Raw genomic sequence first — 19697 nt, forward strand, 5'->3', positions numbered from 1 at the left:
CTCGTTCGACGGGCAACGGCGGCCATTGTAGACCGCGCGAGCCTTGCCGTCAGGTCAGGCGTGCGTATCCAGCGGCTGAGCGCTGGTCAACTGCGCGACACCCTTGTCGTCCGCCACACTGCCAACGCCGCCATGATAGTGTCTGGGCACGCGCGGCAGCAGCCCCGTCAGCAGTGTATAGCTGATGGTGTCGCAGCTGGCGGCGACGCGATTGACCTCAAGCCCCTCGCCCCACAGCACCACACGTGAACCGACACCCGCCTCGGGCAGGTCCGTGATATCCACCGTCAGCATGTCCATCGACACCTTGCCGGCCAGCACCGTTTGCTGATCATCCACCAGCACTGGCGTACCATCCACGGCGTGGCGATCATAGCCATCACCATAGCCGCAGGCGACGACACCGATACGCGTCGGACGCGTGGCCACGAAGCGCCCCGAGTACCCTACCGGCTCGCCGATGGCGATCTCACGCACGGCGATGATGGCCGAAGACAGCGTCATCACCGGCTTCAGGCGCCGACTGGAATCATTGGCGCCTTCCAGCGGGTCTGCTCCGTAGAGCATGATTCCCGGGCGGTTCCAGGCCGCATGCGTCTCTGGCCAGGCAAGCGTCGCCGGAGAGTTGGCCAGACACAGCGGCAGCTCTGCCTCGGCCGCCAGGGCCGTCACCGCCGCCATCTGCTGCTGGAAGTAGTCCGGCGTCAGGCTGTCAGCACTCGCGAAGTGCGTCATCAGGTGCAGATCATGCGCCTTGCCACTCGCCTCGAGGCGCGCCTTGGCGTCCAGCACCTGCTCGGCCGTGAAACCGAGGCGATGCATCCCCGAGTCAAACTTGATCCAGCAGGACAGCGGCTGCGCAAGCTCACTCTGTTCGAGGGCCGCCAACTGCCATTCGCTGTGGATGGCGCACCAGAAGTCATGCTCGGCCGCCAAGGCGTACTCCGCGGCCTCGAACACCCCCTCAAGCAACACGACCGGATGAGAGATGCCGCCCGCCCGCAGCGCCAGCGCCTCCTCTATCGTGGCCACCGCAAAGGCAGGGGCGAGATCCGCCAGTGCCTGCGCGCACGCCACCGCACCATGCCCGTAGGCGTCCGCCTTGATCACGGCCAGGGCGCGCGAATGCGGTGCCAGCTCGCAGGCCAGCTGATAGTTGTGACGCAGTGCATCGAGATCAATATCAGCGCGCAGTGGGCGGGACATGAGGGGACTCCAGGGTGATCGGTGAAAATGACAGACAGCAGAGCAAGCCCCTCAATTATTTTCCATCATCGCCGTCAGGTCACGCTGAAAAACACCAAACTTTCCCCAAATCACCGATAAAAACCACTGCCTGTTAAAACACATGCAGGATTTTCGTCCAATACCATCACGAAACTGCCCGCCTCGAGGCCGCGCTGCCCTTGCGCGCTGCTTTTTGGCGCCTTGCTGTCTGACCATCACTTGCCTGGTGAACACTTGCCTGGTGAACATATGCCTGACGATCAGTGACCTGACCAACTGATGCCCTCAAACGCATGCCCCAAAACGCATGCACCCCCGCAGGCAGGGCCTGTGGGGGCGCATGCAGCACGTGGCGATAGCCAGCGCAGGACGATCAGGGCGTCGCGTTTTCCAGCTCGTCGGAGCTCTCATCATTCAGCACCAGGGACACCTGACGATCTGCCTTGAGGCTCTCGTTGAGGTCACGCACGCTGTTGATATCGATGATACCTGCCGCCTGACGCAGGTTGAGCAGGTCGAGCACATAGGTGTAACGCGAAGAGGCGTAGTCCGCCAGCGCCTGATACAGGGCCTGCTCGGCGTCCAGCACGTCGACGATGTTACGGGTGCCGACTTCATAACCGGAGCGAGTCGCTTCCAGTGCGCTGCGGCTGGAGACGATCGCCTGCTTGCGCGCCTTGACGGTCAGGACGTCGCTGCGCACCTGGCTGTAGAGCGAGCGCACGCTCTGGGTGGTGGAGCGCTGCTGATCGAGCAGGTCGTACTGGCTCTGCTCGAGCAGATGGGTGCTCTGACGTACCTGGGCGGAGGTGCGGCCACCGGTATAGATCGGCAGGGAGGCCTGGATACCGATCTGGTTGTATTCCTGATACCCCCCGGCAGTATCGATGTCGGTTTCATCGTAGGAGTAGGTCGCGAAGGCGCCGACTTCCGGCAGGTGGCCTGCGCGGGAGGTCTTCACATCGCCTCTGGCGACATCGACACCCTTCTGGGCAGCACCGATCAGCGGGTTGTTGGACAATGCCATCTCGACCCACTTGCCGCGGCTGGCCGGCACCGGCGCTTCGATCGCCAGATCTTCTTCCAGACCATCGATGGAATCGTACTGCTGGCCCGTCAGCTGCTGCAGGGCCTCGAAGCTGACCTGAAGATCAGCTTCGGCCGCGATGCGCTGGGCACGCGCGTCATCGAAGGATGCCTTGGCTTCCTGCACATCCGTGATCGCGATCAGACCGACCTCGAACTGCTGATTGGCCTGGTCCAGCTGGCGGGAGAAGGCCTTTTCCTGAGCAATGCGCGCATCGAGCACATCACGATTGTTCAGGATGGTGAAATAGGCAGACGCCACGTCATAGAGCAGCTGCTGCTGATCGGAATCCAGCAGCAGTTTCTGCTGACGGGTGGTGTCCTTGCTGGTCGCGAGCTCATACCAGTCGGCGGCATCGAACAGCTGCTGGTTGACGTTGACCACGATATTGCTGTCAGTGTAATCACCTTCGGTGCCGCTCTGGGAATTGCCGGTGACATCGGTACGCGACACGGTCCCCGTGGCAGTGATCTGGGGCAGCAGGTCAGCAAGCTCGATACGCTCATTGTCCTCGACACTCTGATAGAGCGAGCGAGAGGAGGACAGGCTGGCGTTGTGGGTCAATGCATCACGCGTGATGTCGAGCAGATTGGCAGCCTGAGCCTGGGTCGCAAAACCCATCGCCAGCACCAGTGGCAGTATGCGAATGTTGGCCATGTATGCGTTGTTCCTGATCAGTGACAGTCGTGACCTGCATGGCGCCTCGAAAGCACCAGGACAAGGTAAAAGGTAGCTCACACATCGGCTGGACTACTGCCTCAGCCCTGCTCAAGCGGGTCGTGGAAAAAGTGGCCTTAGTCTAATCGTCGCTCTTTTGGGCGTCCAGTTAGTTGGCTAACTTTGTTGCACGATACAGCGTTTCCAAATTGACAACAGTGCCATGGGGCACCCTGCACTCGAGCGCAGTGCGTCAGAATGCCCCCACTCTGCCAGAATAATGATGACACAATATGAAAACGGCCCGCTCGAATCACGAGCGGGCCGTTTTCACTGGCAACCTGCATCAGGGTATCGACAGCCATGACGACTGTGCCCGCGCATCATTCAAAGATGGATTCGAGCGTCAGCCCCTGCTTCTCGAGCATGCGCCGCAGCTTCTTGAGCGCCTCGACCTGAATCTGACGCACCCGCTCACGCGTCAGGCCGATCTCCTCGCCCACTTCCTCCAGCGTCGCAGCTTCATGACCGCGCAGCCCGAAGCGGCGCACCACCACTTCCATCTGCTTCTCGGTCAGTTCCGCCAGCCACTCATCGACATGCGCCTTGACGTCGACATCCACCAGGCTGGACTCCGGGCTGGTGTCATTCTCGTCGGCGATGGTCTCGATCAACGGCTTGTCGCTCTCGCCGCCCATCGGGTAGTCGACGGATGACACGCGCTCATTGAGCCCCAGCATCTTCTTGACGGTATCGACCGGCTTGTCGAGGAAGTCGGCGATCTCCTCCGCGGTGGCCTCGTGATCCAGTTTCTGGGTCAGCTGGCGCGCGGCACGCAGGTAGATGTTGAGTTCCTTGACGACGTGAATCGGCAGACGAATGGTGCGCGTCTGATTCATCAGTGCCCGCTCGATGGTCTGGCGAATCCACCAGGTGGCGTAGGTCGAGAAACGGAAGCCGCGCTCGGGGTCGAATTTCTCCACCGCGCGGATCAGCCCCAGATTGCCCTCCTCGATCAGGTCGAGCAGCGACAGACCACGATTCAGATAACGCCGCGCGATCTTGACCACCAGACGCAGGTTGGACTCGATCATGCGCTGGCGACCGGCGGGGTCGCCCGCCTGTGCCAGACGCCCGAAGTAGACTTCCTCCTCGGGCTTGAGCAACGGGGAAAAACCAATCTCGTTGAGGTAGATCTGGGTCGCATCCAGGCTTTGGTAGTGCTTGCGCTCTTCACGATTCAAGGCGCGTTCGAATGCCGCCTCTTCCGCTTCTGCCTCAAGCGTATCGTCGTCCTCCTCGACATCCTCAAGGGACAACTCAACCTCAGCCTGATCGATATCCTTTTCCAGCATGCTCATGTCGATACCCCGTTGTCTCTGGTCTGGTGCCAGGAACTTGTTGTTGTGGCAGCGGTGGGAATCAGCGTTTAGGCAGGAATTTCAGTGGGTCCTTGGGCTGCCCATCCTCGCGAATCTCGAAGTGCAGCTGCGCACGTTCAGCGTCAGTGGCTCCCAGAGTGGCGATGACCTGTCCGGCGTCGATCACATCGTTCTCTGATACACGCAGAGTGTCGTTGTGGGCGTAGGCGCTCAGATAGCGGTCGTTGTGCTTGAGAATGATGAGGTTACCGTAACCACGTACTCCGCTTCCGGCGTAGACCACGATTCCCGGCCCTGCTGCCTTGACAGGTTGCCCCTTTTGACCAGCGATATCAATGCCGCCGGTGACACTCTCGGACTCGCCGAACTTGCCGATGATCTCGCCTTGCGTAGGCCACTGCCAGTCAACGTTTTTTACCGGAACATAGGTCTTCTTGGCCGGTGCAGCCTTGGCGGTTTCGCCAGCGACGTTGGTGCCCTTTTCAACCTTGGCAGCCTCATTTTTCACGCTAGCGGCCGCTTTCTCACGCTCTGCTGCGGCAGCAGCGGCGGCTTGCTCGGCCTTTTCCTTGGCGGCCTTGCGCGCCTCGGCCTGGGCGGCGGCCGCACTGGCAGCTGCCTCGCTGGCCGTCTGACTGGCTGTCTGTGTAGCAGAGCTACTGGCCTGCGCAGCACTGCTGCTGGCCTGCTCTGCGCTGTCATTAGTGGCGTTGCGCGCCGTCTCGGCGAGTGCCTCTTCACTGCCCTCCTGGTAGACAGGCCCCAGTCCGGCAGCCGCCGCGGCGCCGGTGGCGGCCGATGACACGCCACCCGAGCCGGTCGTCAGCGACTGGGCCTGGCTGGTGCGCTGTTGCTGCTGAGCCATGGCGGATTCATCCGGTGCCAGCCAGTCAGGCAGTTCGCTGCCGCCGGCGATCGAGCTGTCGCTGCCCCCGCCCATCGGCGTGGCAACGACGCCACCGCTCGAGGCGACGCTCGTGCCGGAGGTTCCCGCCGCACTGGCCGGCAGCTGGGTGTTGGGGTCCAGTCGCAGCGTCTGGCCCGGCTGCAGGGTGTAGGGCGGATTCAAGCCGTTCATGCGCGCCACATCCCGAAAATCCTGGCCACTCTGCCAGGAGATGCCATACAGGGTGTCACCGCGCTGAACGGTATAGGTGTCGGAGGTGATACGCGCATTGCCGGCGTTGAGGTCCTGCACCTGCGGGCGAGTGGTCGCCGTGCTGCAGGCTGTCAGCGCACCCAGCGCCAGACCTGCCAACGTCAGTTTGATTCCCTTGTCCATCCTGTCACGCATGTTCCTGCTCCTTGCGGGAATTGCTGGAGTCGTCATCCGGGCCGGAGCGCTCTCCGGCAAACCAGACAAGCAATACGCCGGCCAGCATCAGGGCGAGTGCCGCCCACAGCTGGGCAGGCTCACCGGTCACACTGGTATAGGTATCCGGCATCATGAAGTGGTAATCCAGCGGAACCTGTTCACCCTTGGGTCCCAGACGATAATCGGTGATGGTGCGCCACGGCCACAATACCGGCAGCGAGCCGAGAATGAAGCCCGTCAGCAGCATCAGTGTCGCGGTGTGATGATGACGAAACAACCACGACAACAAACGCGAGAAGGTGAACAGCCCGATGGCGCAGCCGCTGCCGAACAGCATGATCAGCTGCAGATCGAAGCTCTTGATGCCAGTCATCACCGTGCCGTAGAGGCCCATGGTCAGCAACAGGAAGCTGCCGGAAACGCCCGGCAGCAGCATGGCACTGATGGCGATGGCACCGCCGACCACCAGCACCCAGGAGGCATCGGTGGCGGCAGGCAACAGGCTGGGCAACTTGCTGGCCAGCACCAGCCCCAGCGCCAACCACACCAGATAGCCCATCCGGAAGGTGGTGATACGCCGCGCGACCACCACCCCGGAGCACACCACCAGGCCGAAGAAGAAGGCGTTGAGCAGCAGCGGCTGCGCCTCCATCAACCAGGTCACCAGATGCGCCACGCTGATCAGGCTGGCGAAGATGCCAGCGACCAGCGGCAGCAGAAAGGCCAGATTCAAATGCTGCCACAGCGCCTTGAAGCCCTGCTCACGCCATACGCCGATGGCGGAGGGGCCGAAGCGCTTGATGGACTCGATCAATTCTTCATAGATGCCGGTCACGAAGGCAATCGTGCCGCCTGATACCCCGGGCACGGCATCCGCCGCCCCCATGCCAGCGCCCTTGAAGAACACGCTCAAAGCTCGTTTCACCTGATCACTCCCTCGAGCAACGGCACGAAGCGCACGGCCTCGAACCGCTGAATATCCTGAGTGTCGCCGACGTGGCGCACTCGTGTCAGCCACTGACGATCACTGTCGTCCTCGGCCAATGGCACGATCATCACCCCCTGCGGGGCCAACTGTTTCAACAACGCCTGCGGCAGATGCGGTGCGCAGGCGGTCACCACGATCAGATCAAATGCCGAGTCATCGTCCTGCCAGCCATGCCCACCATCGGCATGGCGCAACTCGACATTGTCGAGCCCGAACCAGCCAAGGCGTTGAACGGCCCTGGCATGGAGCACGGCGATGCGCTCGAGCGAAGACACCCGAGCGAACAGACGCGCCAGCAGCAATGTCTGATAGCCCGAACCGGTGCCGACCTCCAGCACCCGACACTCCTCGCGCGGGCGCGGCGCTTGCGCCAGGGCAAGCTCCGTCATGCGGGCGTGCATGTAAGGCTGGGACAGGGTCTGCCCCTGCCCCAGCGGCAGCGCAGTATCTTCATAGGCACGGTGCGCCAGCGCCTCATCGAGAAACAGATGACGCGGCTCACTGGCCATCAGCTCCAGCACCCGCTCATCGCGAATGCCGGCATCCTCCAGGCGCGCCACCATGCGGTCTCGCGTGCGCTGGGACGTCATGCCGATACCGCTCAGCTGCGCCGTGTCCGGTCGCCTGAGATGCAAGGGCCCGGCGATTCCCGCTGCGCTGTCTGACTGCGCAAGCGGGAAAGCGTTCTGATACACGTCCTTCATGGTCTTGATTCACATCCTTCGAACGAGGACTTCACAGCGAAATCTTGAGCCTTGGCTGGCGCTACGTCGCTCAGGTCAGCGCCTCGAGCCACTGCGCCACATCGTGACGCGCCCCGTGGGAGGTGAGATCCGTCATCAACGGCGTGATCGACACATAGCCGGCCGCGATGGCGGCGAAGTCGGTGTCATCGCCATCATCGATGCCATCGCCGGCCAGCGCGATCCAGTAGCGGGTACGGCCACGCGGGTCCTTGACCTCGATCGGGGCGCCCGCCGGGCCACGGTGGCCCTGACGCGTGACGCGAAAGCCGCGAATCTCGCTCCACGGCACATCCGGCACATTGACGTTGAGCAATGAGCGCGGCGGCAATGCCAGGGTCTCGGCCGCGCCGACGAGGCTCGCCGCCACGCGTCCGGCGGTCTCGAAGTGGGTCTTGCCGCACAGTGACATCGCGATCGCCGACATGCCCAGCGAGCGCCCTTCCATCGCCGCCGCCACGGTGCCGGAATACAGCACGTCATCGCCCAGGTTGGCACCATGGTTGATGCCGGAAATCACGATGTCAGGCTTCTCGTCCCAGACCCCATTGACGCCCAGATAGACACAATCCGCGGGTGTGCCGTCGACGCTGTAGAAGCCGTTCTCCATCGCGGACAGCAACAACGGCCGACTCAGCGTCAGCGAGTTGCTGGCCCCTGAGCGATCACGGTCCGGCGCGACCACACGAATGCGTGCCTGTCCGGCCAGCGCGTCATGCAGCGCCTTGAGCCCCGGAGCGTGCACGCCATCATCATTGGAAAGCAGAATCCTGCGCATCATCTCACTCCTTTGCGAATCATCGGATAGTCGTCATGTCGCCTGGCGGCACTACAGCAGCGGGTGGGCGATCAGCTCACGCAACAGGCCCGTCGCGAAGCTGCCGCGCGGCAGATCGAAGTGCAGCCAGACACTGGCCTCGCTGCCTTCGGTTTTTGTCTGCTCTGGCGTGATATCCCACTCCAGACGCGGTTTGCCGGGCATCAGGCGCAGCGGACGACGCTCCGCCTTGACGCCTGCCTTCTCGAGCCCCTCGCACAGCTGCGGCCAACGCGTGGCCAGGACCTGCTCGAGCTGGGCGACCTGAGCATGAGCCTCCGCACGCCCGGTGCCCCACAGCGGGCCAGTGGGATGAATATCGCCACTCGCCAGGCGCTGCGCCAGCGTCTCGGCCGACTCGCTGCCATCGGTGACGAAGCGCGAGCCCGTCCCGTTGAGCGCAAACACCTCACCGCTCAACGCCGTCGCCCAGCAATGCGCCTTGAGACGCGCGGCCAGCACCTCGTTGAACAGGAAGCTGCGCGCGGTCGACAGCAGCATGCCGCTGCGGTCATCGCGCTTGCGCCAGCCACGCACCAGCACGGCACGTGCCCGGCCGAGATTATGTCCTTGATGACCGAAGCGCTGCGGCCCGAAATAGTTGGGCACACCATCACGTATCAGCGTCTGCCAGCGCGCCTCGAACTCGGGATGCGCGACGGCCTCACCGCTGACACGCAGCGCGAAGCGGTTGCCGCGATGCACGCCACGTTTGAGCTTGCGCGGATGACGCACGCTGGCCAGCACGCGGACGCCCTTCTCGGCCAGCGCATCGCTGAGATCCTGCGGCGCTTCACGCCCCGGCAACCACACGGAGACCCACTGCTGGGTGATCGCCTGCTTGTCCTTGAGACCGGCCACGCCGATATCACGTGGCGCGACCTCGCACAGGCTGGCCAGTTCACGGCACAGGTCATCGGTGGTCAGGCCGCGCTTCTCGACCCACAGCCACTGATGCTCGCCGTGGCCTTCGGGCACGAAGTCCATCAGCTCGGTGACCCGGAAGTCCTCCGGCGTGTGACGGAAATCGCCTGCTCCCAGCGGGCCGCCATGTGCATGCGGCCAGCGCTGCATCAATTCGGCTTCCTTGACCCACGCCTCGCTGCCCGCGGCGTCCAGTGCCGCCAGCGCCTCGGCAAACAGCGCATCCGCCTCGGGCGACTCAGACATGTCATTCACTTCAGACATGCTCGGCTCCGACCGCGGTCGGCAGCGCGCCCAGCAGCACCACGGCCTCGGCGGCGATGCCTTCCTTGCGACCGGTGAAGCCGAGCCGCTCGGTGGTGGTGGCCTTGACGTTGACGACCGCCAGCGGCACGCGCAGGTCTTCGGCGATCACTTCCCGCATCGCCTGGATGTGCGGCGCCATCTTCGGCGCCTGCGCCATCACGGTGAGATCGACATTGCCGACCCCGAAACCGGCAGCATTGACCAGCCCGATCACGTGGCGCAGCAGGCCACGGCTATCGGCGCCGGACCACTCGCTGTCGGTGTCCGGGAAATGCTTGCCGATATCGCCCATGCCACAGGCACCGAGCAGCGCATCGCACAGCGCATGCAGCAGCACGTCACCGTCGGAGTGCGCCACGAAGCCATGCTCGTAGGCGATCTTCACGCCACCGATCATCAGGTGATCGCCATCGCCGAAGCGATGCACATCGAAGCCGTGGCCGATGCGCAGGGCCATCGGCACATGGCCAGCCGGCTGAGGAGAGGCCGCGGATTGCGCAGAGGAAGTGGCAGCAGCGGGTGTTGCAGATTGCTCAGTCATGTCAGGCAGACGTCCGGGGGCTATCGGGAAGCGCCTCGCGCGCGGCCAGCAACAGACGCGCCATGGCGAGGTCTTCCGGATGGGTGATCTTGAGATTGTCGCGGGCGGCGGCGACCAGCACGGGGGCACGGCCACAGGCCTCCAGTGCCGAGGCCTCATCCGTGATGAGCGCGGGGTTCTCCCCCAGCGCTTCACGCAGCGCCCGTCGCAACAGGCCCAGCGGGAAGGCCTGCGGCGTGAAGGCATGCCACAGGCCGACGCGGGATTCGGTGTGCGCGATGCTCGGCGCACGCTCTTCATCGCCATCGCCACCGCCATGCGGGCGGGAGTCGCCGGCCGGCGCGGCGCGTTTCATGGTGTCACTGGCGGGGGCCGCGAGGATGGCGCCATCGGCACTGCGGCGAGCGGTCGCGACCAGCGCATGGATATCGGCTTCGCGAACGCAGGGACGCGCGACATCGTGCACCAGCACGAGGTCATCGTCATGGGCGTGGCGGCTCAGGCAATCCAGGCCCGCCAGCACGCTGTCGGCACGCTCGCTGCCGCCATCGGCGCGCAGCCAGTCCTGCCACGGCACCATCGACGGCGAGAAATAGCCATCATCGGCGCCCAGCACCAGACAGAGTCCTGCCTCGGGCAGCGCGCGCTTGAGTGTCGCCAGCGTCGCCTCCAGCACGCAGCCCCCGGGCGACAGCTCCAGATACTGCTTGGGGCGGTCGGCCTGCATGCGACTGCCCACGCCGGCGGCCGGCACCAGATACCACAGACGGGGCTCGCGCGAGGCGTCTGTCGGCATCATGGCGTGATCACCTTGGGCAGCCCGCCTTCCAGGCCCTTGCCCTCCAGCGCACCGTCCGCCACTTCATCAGGTGATGGCGCCTTGCGTTCCGGCACCGCGACATTGGGCACCCACAGGAACTGCTCGTCCTTGCGCACCATGCCGAGATCATTGCGTGCACGCTCCTCGATGGCCGCCAGGCCATTCTTGAGGTCGACCACTTCCGCACCGAGCCGCTGATTGCGGTTGTCCAGCACCGCATCTTCCTTGGAAAGCTGCTGCACGCGTGCGCGAATATCGAATAATTCGGTGATGCCATTTTCGCCCCACCACAGCCGATACTGGAGCAGTGCCAGCAGCAGCAGCAGTGAGATATTGATCCATTTGAGCATGGCGATGTCCTTGGCCGTTGCAGCGCGCATTATGCCATCATCCGGGAGCGTGACGCAGGCACTGCCAGCATCCGTTGCCACGCTTGACGCACCCCTGTCGATCAGGGCCTCCTGATGACAGCGCCCTCTCACCCTTCTGCCAGGAGTCATCCGATGTACAAGCTTGCGTTCTTCGTCCCGGAGAATGACGCCGAACACGTCAAGGAAGCCGTCTTCGCCACCGGTGCAGGGCGCATCGGCGACTACGAGGCCTGCTGCTTCGAGACACGCGGCACCGGCCAGTTTCGGCCACTGGCCAGCGCCAATCCGCATATCGGGGCCTGCGGCACGCTGGAGCGCGTCGCCGAACTGAAGATAGAGCTGGTATGTGACGATTCGCTAATCGCCGCTGCCGTGGCGGCGCTGCGCGAGGCCCATCCCTATGAAGAAGTCGCCTTCGATTGCTGGCGACTGGAAACGTTCTGACCCCGCGCGCGCCGAAGAACGAGGCACACGAGGTCAGCAATGGCCAGACGATCTAGCTCGCGGGCAGGAAGGTGGTGTTGAAGAAGTGCTCGCGGGTTTCCAGGTCGATCTGCTCGAGATGCAGCGGGAAATGCTCGTCACCCTCGCCGTGGCGGCGGTCCTCGAAGTAGCGGCGCAGCGTCACTTCCATGGTCGGGAAGGCCAGTGACTGCCAGGGGACCTCCTCCTCGGCGAACAGCGCCACCTCGAGGCTCTCGACGCCGGCCGAGTAGTCACTGATCAGCTCGGCCCGAAACAGCATGTAGACCTGATTGATGTGCGGCAGGTCGATCAACGTATAAAGCCCCTGCAGCTTGACCTCAGCGCCGGCTTCTTCCCGCGTCTCGCGGGCAGCGGCATCGCTGGTGGTCTCGGCGTTCTCCATGAAGCCGGCCGGCAGGGTCCAATACCCCAGCCGTGGCTCGATGGCACGCCGACAGAGCAACACCTTGCCGTCCCGCACCGGCAGGGTGCCCGCGATGATGCGCGGATTCTGATAATGGATGGTGCCGCAGCTATCACACAGGTAGCGCAGACGATCATCGCCCTGCGGCACTGCCAGACGCACCGTTTCACCACAGTGACTGCAATAATTCATTCGCTCTCCCATGAAATCTCAAGGCGCCCTTCAGTGACATCCCGTCTCCGCTTCCTCGTTGCGCGGTGGGGCCAGCGGCATGGCAGTCGCCTTGACCGCCAGGACCCTCGCGCCACATGATGAATGCCTACGAGGAAACGACATGCTAGAAGCCCTGCGCCAACGCCTGCAAGCACATCAACCCCTTGCGACTGACCACCAGCTACCACGCGCCGCCGTCCTGATCGCGCTGATCGATCGGCCCGAACCGACGCTGCTGCTGACGCGGCGTGCCAGCCATCTCAGCCAGCACCCCGGCCAGGTGGCCTTCCCCGGCGGCAAGGCCGAACCCGATGATAGCAATCTGTTGGCCACCGCGCTGCGCGAAGCCGAGGAAGAGGTCGCGCTGCCGCCCAGCGCCGTGGAGGTCTTCGGCCAGCTGAGCGACGTGATTTCCCTGCACGGCATGCGCGTCACGCCCTTTGTCGGACGCATTCCCGCCGACCTGCCGCTGCGCGCAGACCCCGGCGAGATCGAGCAGATCTTCGAGATGCCGCTGAGCATGTTGCTCAAGGACGAGCGCGAGCATACCGATGTGATCACCGTCGGTGACGAGACCTGGTACGTGCCCAGCTATCGCGTGGCCGACCAGGTGCTGTGGGGGCTGTCCTCGATGATGCTGGTCGAACTGATGGCCATCGGCTTCGGCCATGCCGTGAGCTTAAAGGCAGCGCCACCGCCTGGTGCCCCGCTGCGCCATCTGCCGCCGCGCCCCGTGCCGCCTCGGCCCTGAAGCTCAAGATCCTGAACTCCTGAGTTACTGAGCTCCTGCACCAGACAAGGTGCGTTCCCGCCGAGCGGCTCGCCATGGCCCGGATGGCAGCGTCCTGATGGCATCGCCCCGTTGCCATTGCCCCGACGATATTGCACCGACAATGGCACTGGACTATAACTCCTCGCCCACGATGCCATGCCACTTCCCGTTCGGAGCGCCTGATGCCCGCTGCACCTGCACCCGCCCCACTGCTGGACCCTGTCGCACTCAACCTGCTGATCGATGAACTGGTCGAGCATGGCTACAGCGTGCGCCCCGACTTCCTGCCGCGCCAGGTCATCGGTCAGCTCAATGACGAATTGACCGAGCTTGAGACGCGGCAGCAATTGACGGCGGCGGGTATCGGGCGCGGACGCGAGCATGATCTGCGCCCGGACATCCGCGGCGACGCGATTCGCTGGCTGGACCGCAATTCGCGTGCCCAGCGCGCCTATCTGGAAGCGATGAACGTGCTCAAGGATGAGCTCAACCGTGCCCTCTATCTGGGGCTGTTCGAGTATGAGGCCCACTTTGCCCACTATCCGGTCGGCAGCTTCTACAAGAAGCATCTCGACAGCTTTCGCGGCCGCGGCAATCGCCTGATCTCCAGCGTGCTCTATCTCAATGAGGACTGGCCGCACGATGGCGGCGGCGAGATCGTGCTCTACGACCCCGAGGATGACAGCCGCGAAATCGCGCGCGTTACCCCCGAGGCCGGCACCTTCGTGTGCTTTCTCTCCGAGCAGATCCCCCATGAGGTGCTGCCGACGCATCAGGCGCGCGCCAGTGTCACCGGCTGGTTCCGGCGCAACAGCTCACAGGGCAATCTGGTCGATCCCGCACGCTGATTCCCGGGCGGGAAGGCCCGGCCAGACAGGTCTGGACAGCGCCGCACCAGCGGCCCTCAGTCGCGCGCCAGCGGCGTGTCATCGCGTGGCGGCACTTGGCGCTGCGCGTCGTGCAATGCTTGCTCGTCATTCAAGGCCTGCTCGTCGTGCAGCGCCTGTTCCTCCTTGACCTCGATCTCCTCGAGGCTGTCCAGCGAGGCATCCGTGATCAGCTCCGGCATGTCGGCGACCAGCTCACGCGTGACCTCGACCAGCGGGTCATCGGCCTCGGCGTCACGCAGGTGCTCCTCGGCGGCCTCGACCAGTTCAGGCCCGACCGCAAGCTCGGTGCCCAGCGGTGTCTGCGGGGCATGGGTCTCGAAGGGTGCCAACGGCTGCGGCGCCGGACGCATCACACGTCGCCAGACGAAGAAGAGCAGCATGCCGCCACCCATCACCGCCAGACTCAGCGCCATGCCGGGCATCGCGCCCATCTCGGCCATCGGCAGCGATACCGCCGGCGGTGACAGGGTCGACCCCACCGCGTTGATCAACAACAGGCCCTGGCTCATGCGCACCAGGGCACCGGCGGGCGCACGGTCGGCGGCATGGCTGACCGCCACCGGATAGAGGGTGAAGGCGACGCCGCCGAGCAGGAACAGCACCGTCAGCTGGGCGATACCCTCGCGCGCCGGCCCCATCAGCAAGGCAGCGAAGCCGACGATGGCGATCGACAGGATGATCAGCACCTGCTGGCGATCGTGGCTGTCAGACCAGCGGCCGATGGGGTACTGCAGCAGCATGCCGCCGAGAATCACCAGCGCCATGCGCTGACCGATCTCCGCGGTGCTCAGGGTGCCGCCATCGCCCAGTGCCAGAGGCAGCAGGCTATAGATGACCGCCACCACCAGTCCCGAGGCCAGACAGCCGAACACGCCCGTCGGCGTGATGCGAATCAGGCGCCACGGGCTCAGGGGTTCGGACTGTTCGATCAGCGGCGAGACGCGCGGCAGCAGCACCAGCGGCAATACCGAGGCCGCCGCCAGCATCGCCACCAGCATGAAGGCCGCTTCGAGACTCAGCATGGCGGTCACGCCCAGCAGCAGCTGACCGAGCACCCCAGCGCCATAGAGCACGATCATGTAAAGCGCCAGCAGACGCCCACGCACGGCGGGGTCGGCGGCGCTCAGCAGCCAGCTTTCGATGACCAGATACACCCCGACCAGCGACCAGCCGATCATCATGCGCAGCAGGAACCACACCACCGGGTGGTCGCCCAGCCCCATGGCCAGAGCCGCGACCGCCACCAGCGAGGCGAAGCCGGCATAGGCGCGGATATGGCCGATGCGCAGTAGCAGGCGGTCGTTGACCAGCGCGCCGAGCCCGAGGCCCAGATAGTAGGCCGAGCTGATCAGGCCGATCGCCTCGCTCGAGACGCCGGCGGCAGACAGCCGCAACGGGACCAGCGAGGTCAGCATGGCGTTACCGATCCCCAGCAAGGCAAGGCCGAGCAGGGGCGCAAGGGACATCAACAGCAGATGACGGGGCATGACCAGATCCTCGGCCGGCCGCCAGTCAGCGATCAGCCAATGCCGCAAGGTGCGGATATCGTCGGGAGGGGGAATTTGCCCTGCGAGAATACGTCAAGGCGCGGGCAATATAGTGACAGTCCACGCCAAATCCAAGCCTTTTTGCGTCATTTGGCGACAATATCGTCTTGCGTGTCGCTGCGCCTTGCCCCGCGCCCTATCCATGCCCTGTCCCACGCCCTTGTCAGGCGGGTTGGGGCACGCGGAAGATGACGCTGTCGTTGGCGACCTGCTCAAGCTCGAGTCCGTACGTGCGCGCAAGCCAGGCAAAGGTCGCCGGGCTGAACAGGCACACATGCGTCGGATCACGCAGGTAGTGCCAGCGCCTGAGCGCCTCCGGGTCATCCGAGGCGGGCTGCGTCATCACCCCCAGCAGGCCGCCGGGCTTGAGGCAGCGCAACCACTGGCGGAAGACCTCGCCCGGCGCGTAGAGATGCTCGATCACCTCGGTGCTGACGATGAAGTCATGCTGGCGGGTGAGCGCTGCCGGGTTCGGATGATAATAGAGGTCGTGCAGCGCCATCGGATGGCCCGCCTCCTCGAACATCTGCGCCAGGGCAGGCCCCGGCCCACAGCCGAAATCGAGCCCGCTGGCACCGGCCGCGAGCCGCTCGCACATCGGCGTGAAGAGCTTGGCCAGGAAGCTTCGATAGCGCGGGTCTGCCGGGTCATTCTCGTGCTGGTCGTAGATGTCCTGCTCTGCCCTGGCATCCAGGCGCTGGGACGGCGCCAGATACAGCAGATGACATTCCGGGCAGCGCAGGTAATCGCGCTCGTCGGCGGGCGGGCGCTGACCGGTGTCGGGGCATGGCCTGCGCCGCTGTACCAGGTGCAGTACATGCTGGCTCTGGGACGCCTCACACAGCGGGCAGACAGTATCTGAAGGCGGATAGGGAACGGGGGAATCAGGGGCTGACATCAGGGCTCCGCGGCAAGGGACACTGGCGATGAGGGTCGACGTCACCACACGGCTGGCGGTGACAACTCGGCGCCACGCGCGACACCGCGGCGGCACGGGCAATTCCGCAGCAGGTGAACGTATCGAAGGTGGCGACTGTCTGAGTGCTGAATGATACCCCGCGCCAGTGTCTTGCGCCTGCCACGATGGAGCCTGCAGGCACCGCCCCCCTCTGGCACAATGAGCATCATTCGAGTGCGGCACCGCGACACATGACGATGTCACGGCGCCTGCCTTCGCGTCAGACAGGCGCGATCTTTCACGCCAGACCACCGGAACTTCACGTGTGACGATGGACAAGACTCTCAAGCGGTTCGAACAGGCCATGGAACAGCGCCTGACTCCTCTCAAGGCCAACTCCGTGGCCTGTCTGTGGCAACGACTGTCCGGGCTCAGCACCCGCCAGCTCTGGTGGCTGGCGCGCCCGTTGGCGCGTGTGGTGCAGCTGTGCAATCCCCGCGAGCGCCGGGTCACGCGCCAGAATCTTGGCCAGGCCTTCCCGCAGCTCGACAGCCAGGCGCGCGCGCGTCTGGCAAGCGACAGCCTCGCGCATTCCACCGCCACCATGCTGGAACTTGGCAAGGTGTGGCTGGGCGATGAAGACGCCGTGCGCGATTCGATTCTCGAGGTCCACGGCCGCAACCTGCTCGACGAGGCGCGCGCCGAGGGGCGCGGCGTCATCGTGCTGGCGCCACACTTCGGCAACTGGGAAGTGCTCAATTTCTGGCTCTCCAGCCACTTCCCGTTCACCGCCATGTACGAGCCGCCCAAGTTCGAGCGCCTCGATCCGATCATCCGCAATGGTCGTGAGCGCATGGGCGCGAGCCTGGTGCCCACCAACTCGCGTGGCGTCGCTGCCTTGCTCAAGGCACTCAAGCGCGCCGAAGCGATCGGCATACTGCCGGATCAGGAGCCGGGCCGTGGCAGCGGCGTCTTCGCCGACTTCTATGGCCGCCCCGCCTATACCGCTACCCTGCTGCCCAAGCTGGTGGCGAGAACCGATGCGCGCGTCGTCACCGGTGTCGCCCAGCGGCTGGAAGATGGCCATGGCTTCGCCATCCACTTCCTCGCTGCGGATGAGGGTGTCTATTGCGAAGAGGAAGTCGCCTCGGCACGCGGGGTGAATGCCTCGGTGGAAGCGGCGATCGCCTTGGCGCCGGCCCAGTATCAGTGGGAATACAAGCGCTGGCGCAAGAGCCCGCAGGAAATGGAGCAACAACCGGGCTGGCAGAAAGCCCGCTTCTATGCGCGCACCTACTCCTTCTTCTCGCTCAAGGGCTGGCGCCGCTACTTCAAGCATCGCCGCAAGGCCAGCAAGCGCGGCTGAGGGCAGCACTGGCGGATCAGGCCATCAGCTCCCAGACTGAATGCGCATGGCTCAATGACAGGAGGCAAGGATGCCGATCGAGACTCACGCCGCTCACCTCACAAGCGCACCGCCCCGTCGCCCCTCACTATCCCGGGCGGTATCGACACGCCTGCCGGCAAGTCTGGTGACAGGCTTGGCGACAAGGTTGGCAACAAGTGTGGCGACACGCCTGGTCACAGGCGCCGCGGCGGCCTGTCTCGCATTGTCTCTGCCAGCCCAGGCAGAGACAGATGCCGCTTCCTCACTGTCGCTGGTGAGCGCTCAGCAAGTGCCCAGCGATGCCCCTGCGCTCAAGCTGCCTGAGGGCGCCGCGCTCGAGCGGCTGGCCTCGCTCGACAGTCCACGCATGCTGCATCTCACTGATGCTGGCGAGCTGCTGATCGGCTCGCGGGCCGAGCGTGTCTATCGCGCTCAGCTGACGCCGGACGGCAACCTCTCTGCCGTGAAGACGCTGGTCGAACTGTCGGGCTACCCTCACTCGCTGGTGGTGCGCGGCGACAAGCTCTACGTCGCGACCACTGCGGCCTTGCTGGTCGCCGACTATTCACCCGGCGAATCTCTCACCCGCGATGACTTTCGTGAGCTGATCGCGCTGCCCGGCGGCGGCGGCCATAACTCGCGCACCTTGAGTCTCGGGCCGGATGGTGGCCTCTATCTGGCGCTGGGCATCCAGGGCAATTGCTCGAATCAATACCTTGCCGGCAGCGAGCAGGGCTACTCCTTCAGTGAACGCCGCGGCGGCGTGCTGCGCCTTGAGGAATCCGGCGATGCGCCGCACTGGCAGCCCTGGGCCAGCGGACTGCGCAACCCGGTAGGCCTCGCCTGGCAGCTGGGCATGGAAGATGAGCCGCGTCTGCTGGCCACCAACAACGGGCCCGACCACTGGGGCTATGAGCAACCTCGCGAGCTGGTGGTTGCTGCCCGCGAAGGCAGCTTCCATGGCATGCCCTGGTATCAGTGGGTCGATGGCCGCTGGCAGGCGGATGACTGCATCACGAGCGATTCACCGCGTGAGCGTGACGAGATTGCAGCGCCGCTGGCCGAGATCCCCGCTCGCAGTGCACCGATGGGAATCGCGGTGGTACCACCAGAGCACCCATTGTCTTCTGACATTGATGTCGTGGTGGCAGTCCACGGCAGCTGGGGCACGGCGCCCTCCGGCAACGCCGCGGGTGCCCCGGCCAGCCGCCGTGAGCCTCGCCTGCTGGGCCTCAAGCTGGCGACGCCAGACACTGAAGCACGCCTGGTGCCAGTGCTGACCGGTCTGCAGGACAGCAGCAGCGGTCAGCGCTGGATTCGCCCGCTCGATGTCCTGTTCGGCCCTGATGGCAGCCTGTACTTCACCTCGGATAGCGGCGCGGCTGGCCTCTATCGCCTCACCTTCGATTGATGGCCTGACCTCCAGCAGAACGGGCTTTTGAGAAGCGAGGCCCTGGCCCTTGGTCACGTGCGCTCTCCAAGCCCTCTGTCCGGGCCCTCTCCCCAAGCCCTCTTCTCCAAGCACTCTCTTCAGGCTCTCTTTCCAGGAGCTGCCTGGCAGAGGGCCTGTGAATAGGGCCTATGGACAGTGCCTATAAATAGGGCCAATGAGTGCGCGCTTGCCTGCTGCAGACTCAGAAAACCTGCCTTGCATGCCCCGCCTTCGAATTACAGAAATGTAGTCCTGTGCCCTCGCATGCACCCAATGGCCAGCTAGGCATTGTGTGGCCATGGAGCGACACTGGGTCAACGCCAAGCGTTTAATGAACGATGACGCGTTGAGAGAGCGTCTCTCGCCCGTGCATCCAGCCTACGAACTCCTGCGTATGATCCAACGAATACGCCATCGTCGGAGCCTGCCGCCATGAACCAGCCGCCACCCCCAGCATCACGGACGCCCGCCAGCCGGGACTCCCTGTCGAG

19 protein-coding genes are annotated in these 19697 nt (G+C 64.5%); 5 read left to right on the forward strand and 14 right to left on the reverse strand.

Annotation, left to right across the window (positions count from 1 at the left end; genetic code table 11):
- Nucleotides 1-54: 54 nt before the first annotated feature.
- The 11 genes from alr to ftsB form a co-directional block, all read right to left on the reverse strand.
- A complete protein-coding gene (gene alr / locus H2O77_RS13410; RefSeq protein ID WP_215823297.1) occupies nucleotides 55-1206 on the reverse strand; it encodes an alanine racemase in 1152 nt (383 codons plus the stop codon).
- A gap of 394 nt (nucleotides 1207-1600) precedes the next feature.
- Entirely contained in the window at nucleotides 1601-2971 is a 1371-nt protein-coding gene (locus H2O77_RS13415) for a TolC family outer membrane protein (RefSeq protein WP_107336201.1), read from the reverse strand.
- Nucleotides 2972-3354: 383 nt separating this feature from the next.
- Nucleotides 3355-4332 carry an RNA polymerase sigma factor RpoS gene (rpoS, locus tag H2O77_RS13420; protein ID WP_043331399.1) on the reverse strand — a complete coding sequence of 326 codons (978 nt, stop codon included), beginning with the start codon at nucleotides 4330-4332 and terminating at the stop codon, nucleotides 3355-3357.
- 61 nt (nucleotides 4333-4393) lie between these two features.
- A complete protein-coding gene (locus H2O77_RS13425; RefSeq protein WP_240548608.1) occupies nucleotides 4394-5647 on the reverse strand; it encodes a peptidoglycan DD-metalloendopeptidase family protein in 1254 nt (417 codons plus the stop codon).
- Nucleotides 5640-6593: a DUF368 domain-containing protein gene (locus H2O77_RS13430; RefSeq protein ID WP_240548609.1), complete on the reverse strand. Its 954-nt coding sequence runs from the start codon at nucleotides 6591-6593 to the stop codon at nucleotides 5640-5642. The genes H2O77_RS13425 and H2O77_RS13430 overlap by 8 nt, the downstream gene beginning before the upstream one ends.
- Nucleotides 6590-7246, reverse strand: a complete 657-nt coding sequence (locus tag H2O77_RS13435) for a protein-L-isoaspartate(D-aspartate) O-methyltransferase (protein WP_234368298.1) — start codon at nucleotides 7244-7246, stop codon at nucleotides 6590-6592. The genes H2O77_RS13430 and H2O77_RS13435 overlap by 4 nt, the downstream gene beginning before the upstream one ends.
- Before the next feature lie 184 nt (nucleotides 7247-7430).
- Nucleotides 7431-8177, reverse strand: a complete 747-nt coding sequence (surE, locus tag H2O77_RS13440; RefSeq protein ID WP_043331401.1) for a 5'/3'-nucleotidase SurE — start codon at nucleotides 8175-8177, stop codon at nucleotides 7431-7433.
- A 51-nt stretch (nucleotides 8178-8228) separates the two neighbouring features.
- Nucleotides 8229-9404, reverse strand: coding sequence for a tRNA pseudouridine(13) synthase TruD (locus H2O77_RS13445; RefSeq protein WP_346428187.1), 1176 nt, complete (start codon nucleotides 9402-9404; stop codon nucleotides 8229-8231).
- A complete protein-coding gene (ispF, locus tag H2O77_RS13450) occupies nucleotides 9397-9897 on the reverse strand; it encodes a 2-C-methyl-D-erythritol 2,4-cyclodiphosphate synthase (RefSeq protein ID WP_276315245.1) in 501 nt (166 codons plus the stop codon). The genes H2O77_RS13445 and ispF overlap by 8 nt, the downstream gene beginning before the upstream one ends.
- Nucleotides 9898-9988: 91 nt before the next feature.
- Nucleotides 9989-10786: a 2-C-methyl-D-erythritol 4-phosphate cytidylyltransferase gene (locus tag H2O77_RS13455; RefSeq protein WP_240548610.1), complete on the reverse strand. Its 798-nt coding sequence runs from the start codon at nucleotides 10784-10786 to the stop codon at nucleotides 9989-9991.
- Complete coding sequence (gene ftsB, locus H2O77_RS13460; RefSeq protein ID WP_225347115.1) at nucleotides 10783-11187, reverse strand: cell division protein FtsB; 405 nt, start codon at nucleotides 11185-11187, stop codon at nucleotides 10783-10785. Before ftsB ends, H2O77_RS13455 begins: the two co-directional genes overlap by 4 nt.
- Before the next feature lie 123 nt (nucleotides 11188-11310).
- On the opposite strand from ftsB, the gene H2O77_RS13465 reads away from it, so the two are divergent.
- Nucleotides 11311-11622, forward strand: a complete 312-nt coding sequence (locus tag H2O77_RS13465; RefSeq protein WP_215823298.1) for an NGG1p interacting factor NIF3 — start codon at nucleotides 11311-11313, stop codon at nucleotides 11620-11622.
- Between the two features lie 52 nt (nucleotides 11623-11674).
- Here H2O77_RS13465 and H2O77_RS13470 read toward each other — a convergent pair whose 3' ends face one another.
- Nucleotides 11675-12259 (reverse strand): NUDIX hydrolase, encoded by a 585-nt coding sequence (locus tag H2O77_RS13470; RefSeq protein ID WP_054555560.1) that lies wholly within the window; start codon nucleotides 12257-12259, stop codon nucleotides 11675-11677.
- 142 nt (nucleotides 12260-12401) lie between these two features.
- Here H2O77_RS13470 and H2O77_RS13475 point away from each other — a divergent pair, with 142 nt between their 5' ends.
- Nucleotides 12402-13031, forward strand: a complete 630-nt coding sequence (locus H2O77_RS13475) for a CoA pyrophosphatase (RefSeq protein ID WP_054555561.1) — start codon at nucleotides 12402-12404, stop codon at nucleotides 13029-13031.
- A 203-nt stretch (nucleotides 13032-13234) separates the two neighbouring features.
- Nucleotides 13235-13900: a 2OG-Fe(II) oxygenase gene (locus tag H2O77_RS13480; RefSeq protein WP_215823299.1), complete on the forward strand. Its 666-nt coding sequence runs from the start codon at nucleotides 13235-13237 to the stop codon at nucleotides 13898-13900.
- A gap of 56 nt (nucleotides 13901-13956) precedes the next feature.
- Here H2O77_RS13480 and H2O77_RS13485 read toward each other — a convergent pair whose 3' ends face one another.
- Both H2O77_RS13485 and H2O77_RS13490 read right to left on the reverse strand, forming a co-directional pair.
- The gene (locus tag H2O77_RS13485) at nucleotides 13957-15429 is read right to left on the reverse strand and encodes an MFS transporter (protein ID WP_215823300.1); all 1473 of its coding nucleotides are present in this window, start codon (nucleotides 15427-15429) and stop codon (nucleotides 13957-13959) included.
- Nucleotides 15430-15652: 223 nt separating this feature from the next.
- Complete coding sequence (locus H2O77_RS13490; RefSeq protein WP_215823301.1) at nucleotides 15653-16387, reverse strand: class I SAM-dependent methyltransferase; 735 nt, start codon at nucleotides 16385-16387, stop codon at nucleotides 15653-15655.
- 331 nt (nucleotides 16388-16718) lie between these two features.
- Between H2O77_RS13490 and H2O77_RS13495 the strand changes: the two genes are divergently transcribed.
- On the forward strand, nucleotides 16719-17753 hold the full coding sequence (locus tag H2O77_RS13495) for a lysophospholipid acyltransferase family protein (protein ID WP_240548611.1): 1035 nt from the start codon (nucleotides 16719-16721) through the stop codon (nucleotides 17751-17753).
- A gap of 70 nt (nucleotides 17754-17823) precedes the next feature.
- Nucleotides 17824-19185: a sugar dehydrogenase gene (locus tag H2O77_RS13500; RefSeq protein ID WP_215823302.1), complete on the forward strand. Its 1362-nt coding sequence runs from the start codon at nucleotides 17824-17826 to the stop codon at nucleotides 19183-19185.
- Nucleotides 19186-19697 lie beyond the last annotated feature (512 nt).

It is taken from the genome of Cobetia sp. 4B (genome assembly GCF_018831605.1).
Lineage (GTDB): Bacteria > Pseudomonadota > Gammaproteobacteria > Pseudomonadales > Halomonadaceae > Cobetia > Cobetia amphilecti.

Coding starts and splice junctions, on each gene's coding strand:
- alr (WP_215823297.1), bottom strand. CDS start 1,206: ATGTCCCGCCCACTGCGCGCTGATATTGATCTCGATGCACTGCGTCAC.
- H2O77_RS13415 (WP_107336201.1), bottom strand. CDS start 2,971: ATGGCCAACATTCGCATACTGCCACTGGTGCTGGCGATGGGTTTTGCG.
- rpoS (WP_043331399.1), bottom strand. CDS start 4,332: ATGAGCATGCTGGAAAAGGATATCGATCAGGCTGAGGTTGAGTTGTCC.
- H2O77_RS13425 (WP_240548608.1), bottom strand. CDS start 5,647: ATGCGTGACAGGATGGACAAGGGAATCAAACTGACGTTGGCAGGTCTG.
- H2O77_RS13435 (WP_234368298.1), bottom strand. CDS start 7,246: ATGACGTCCCAGCGCACGCGAGACCGCATGGTGGCGCGCCTGGAGGAT.
- surE (WP_043331401.1), bottom strand. CDS start 8,177: ATGCGCAGGATTCTGCTTTCCAATGATGATGGCGTGCACGCTCCGGGG.
- H2O77_RS13445 (WP_346428187.1), bottom strand. CDS start 9,404: ATGTCTGAAGTGAATGACATGTCTGAGTCGCCCGAGGCGGATGCGCTG.
- H2O77_RS13455 (WP_240548610.1), bottom strand. CDS start 10,786: ATGATGCCGACAGACGCCTCGCGCGAGCCCCGTCTGTGGTATCTGGTG.
- ftsB (WP_225347115.1), bottom strand. CDS start 11,187: ATGCGCGCTGCAACGGCCAAGGACATCGCCATGCTCAAATGGATCAAT.
- H2O77_RS13465 (WP_215823298.1), top strand. CDS start 11,311: ATGTACAAGCTTGCGTTCTTCGTCCCGGAGAATGACGCCGAACACGTC.
- H2O77_RS13470 (WP_054555560.1), bottom strand. CDS start 12,259: ATGAATTATTGCAGTCACTGTGGTGAAACGGTGCGTCTGGCAGTGCCG.
- H2O77_RS13475 (WP_054555561.1), top strand. CDS start 12,402: ATGCTAGAAGCCCTGCGCCAACGCCTGCAAGCACATCAACCCCTTGCG.
- H2O77_RS13480 (WP_215823299.1), top strand. CDS start 13,235: ATGCCCGCTGCACCTGCACCCGCCCCACTGCTGGACCCTGTCGCACTC.
- H2O77_RS13485 (WP_215823300.1), bottom strand. CDS start 15,429: ATGCCCCGTCATCTGCTGTTGATGTCCCTTGCGCCCCTGCTCGGCCTT.
- H2O77_RS13490 (WP_215823301.1), bottom strand. CDS start 16,387: ATGTCAGCCCCTGATTCCCCCGTTCCCTATCCGCCTTCAGATACTGTC.
- H2O77_RS13495 (WP_240548611.1), top strand. CDS start 16,719: ATGGACAAGACTCTCAAGCGGTTCGAACAGGCCATGGAACAGCGCCTG.
- H2O77_RS13500 (WP_215823302.1), top strand. CDS start 17,824: ATGCCGATCGAGACTCACGCCGCTCACCTCACAAGCGCACCGCCCCGT.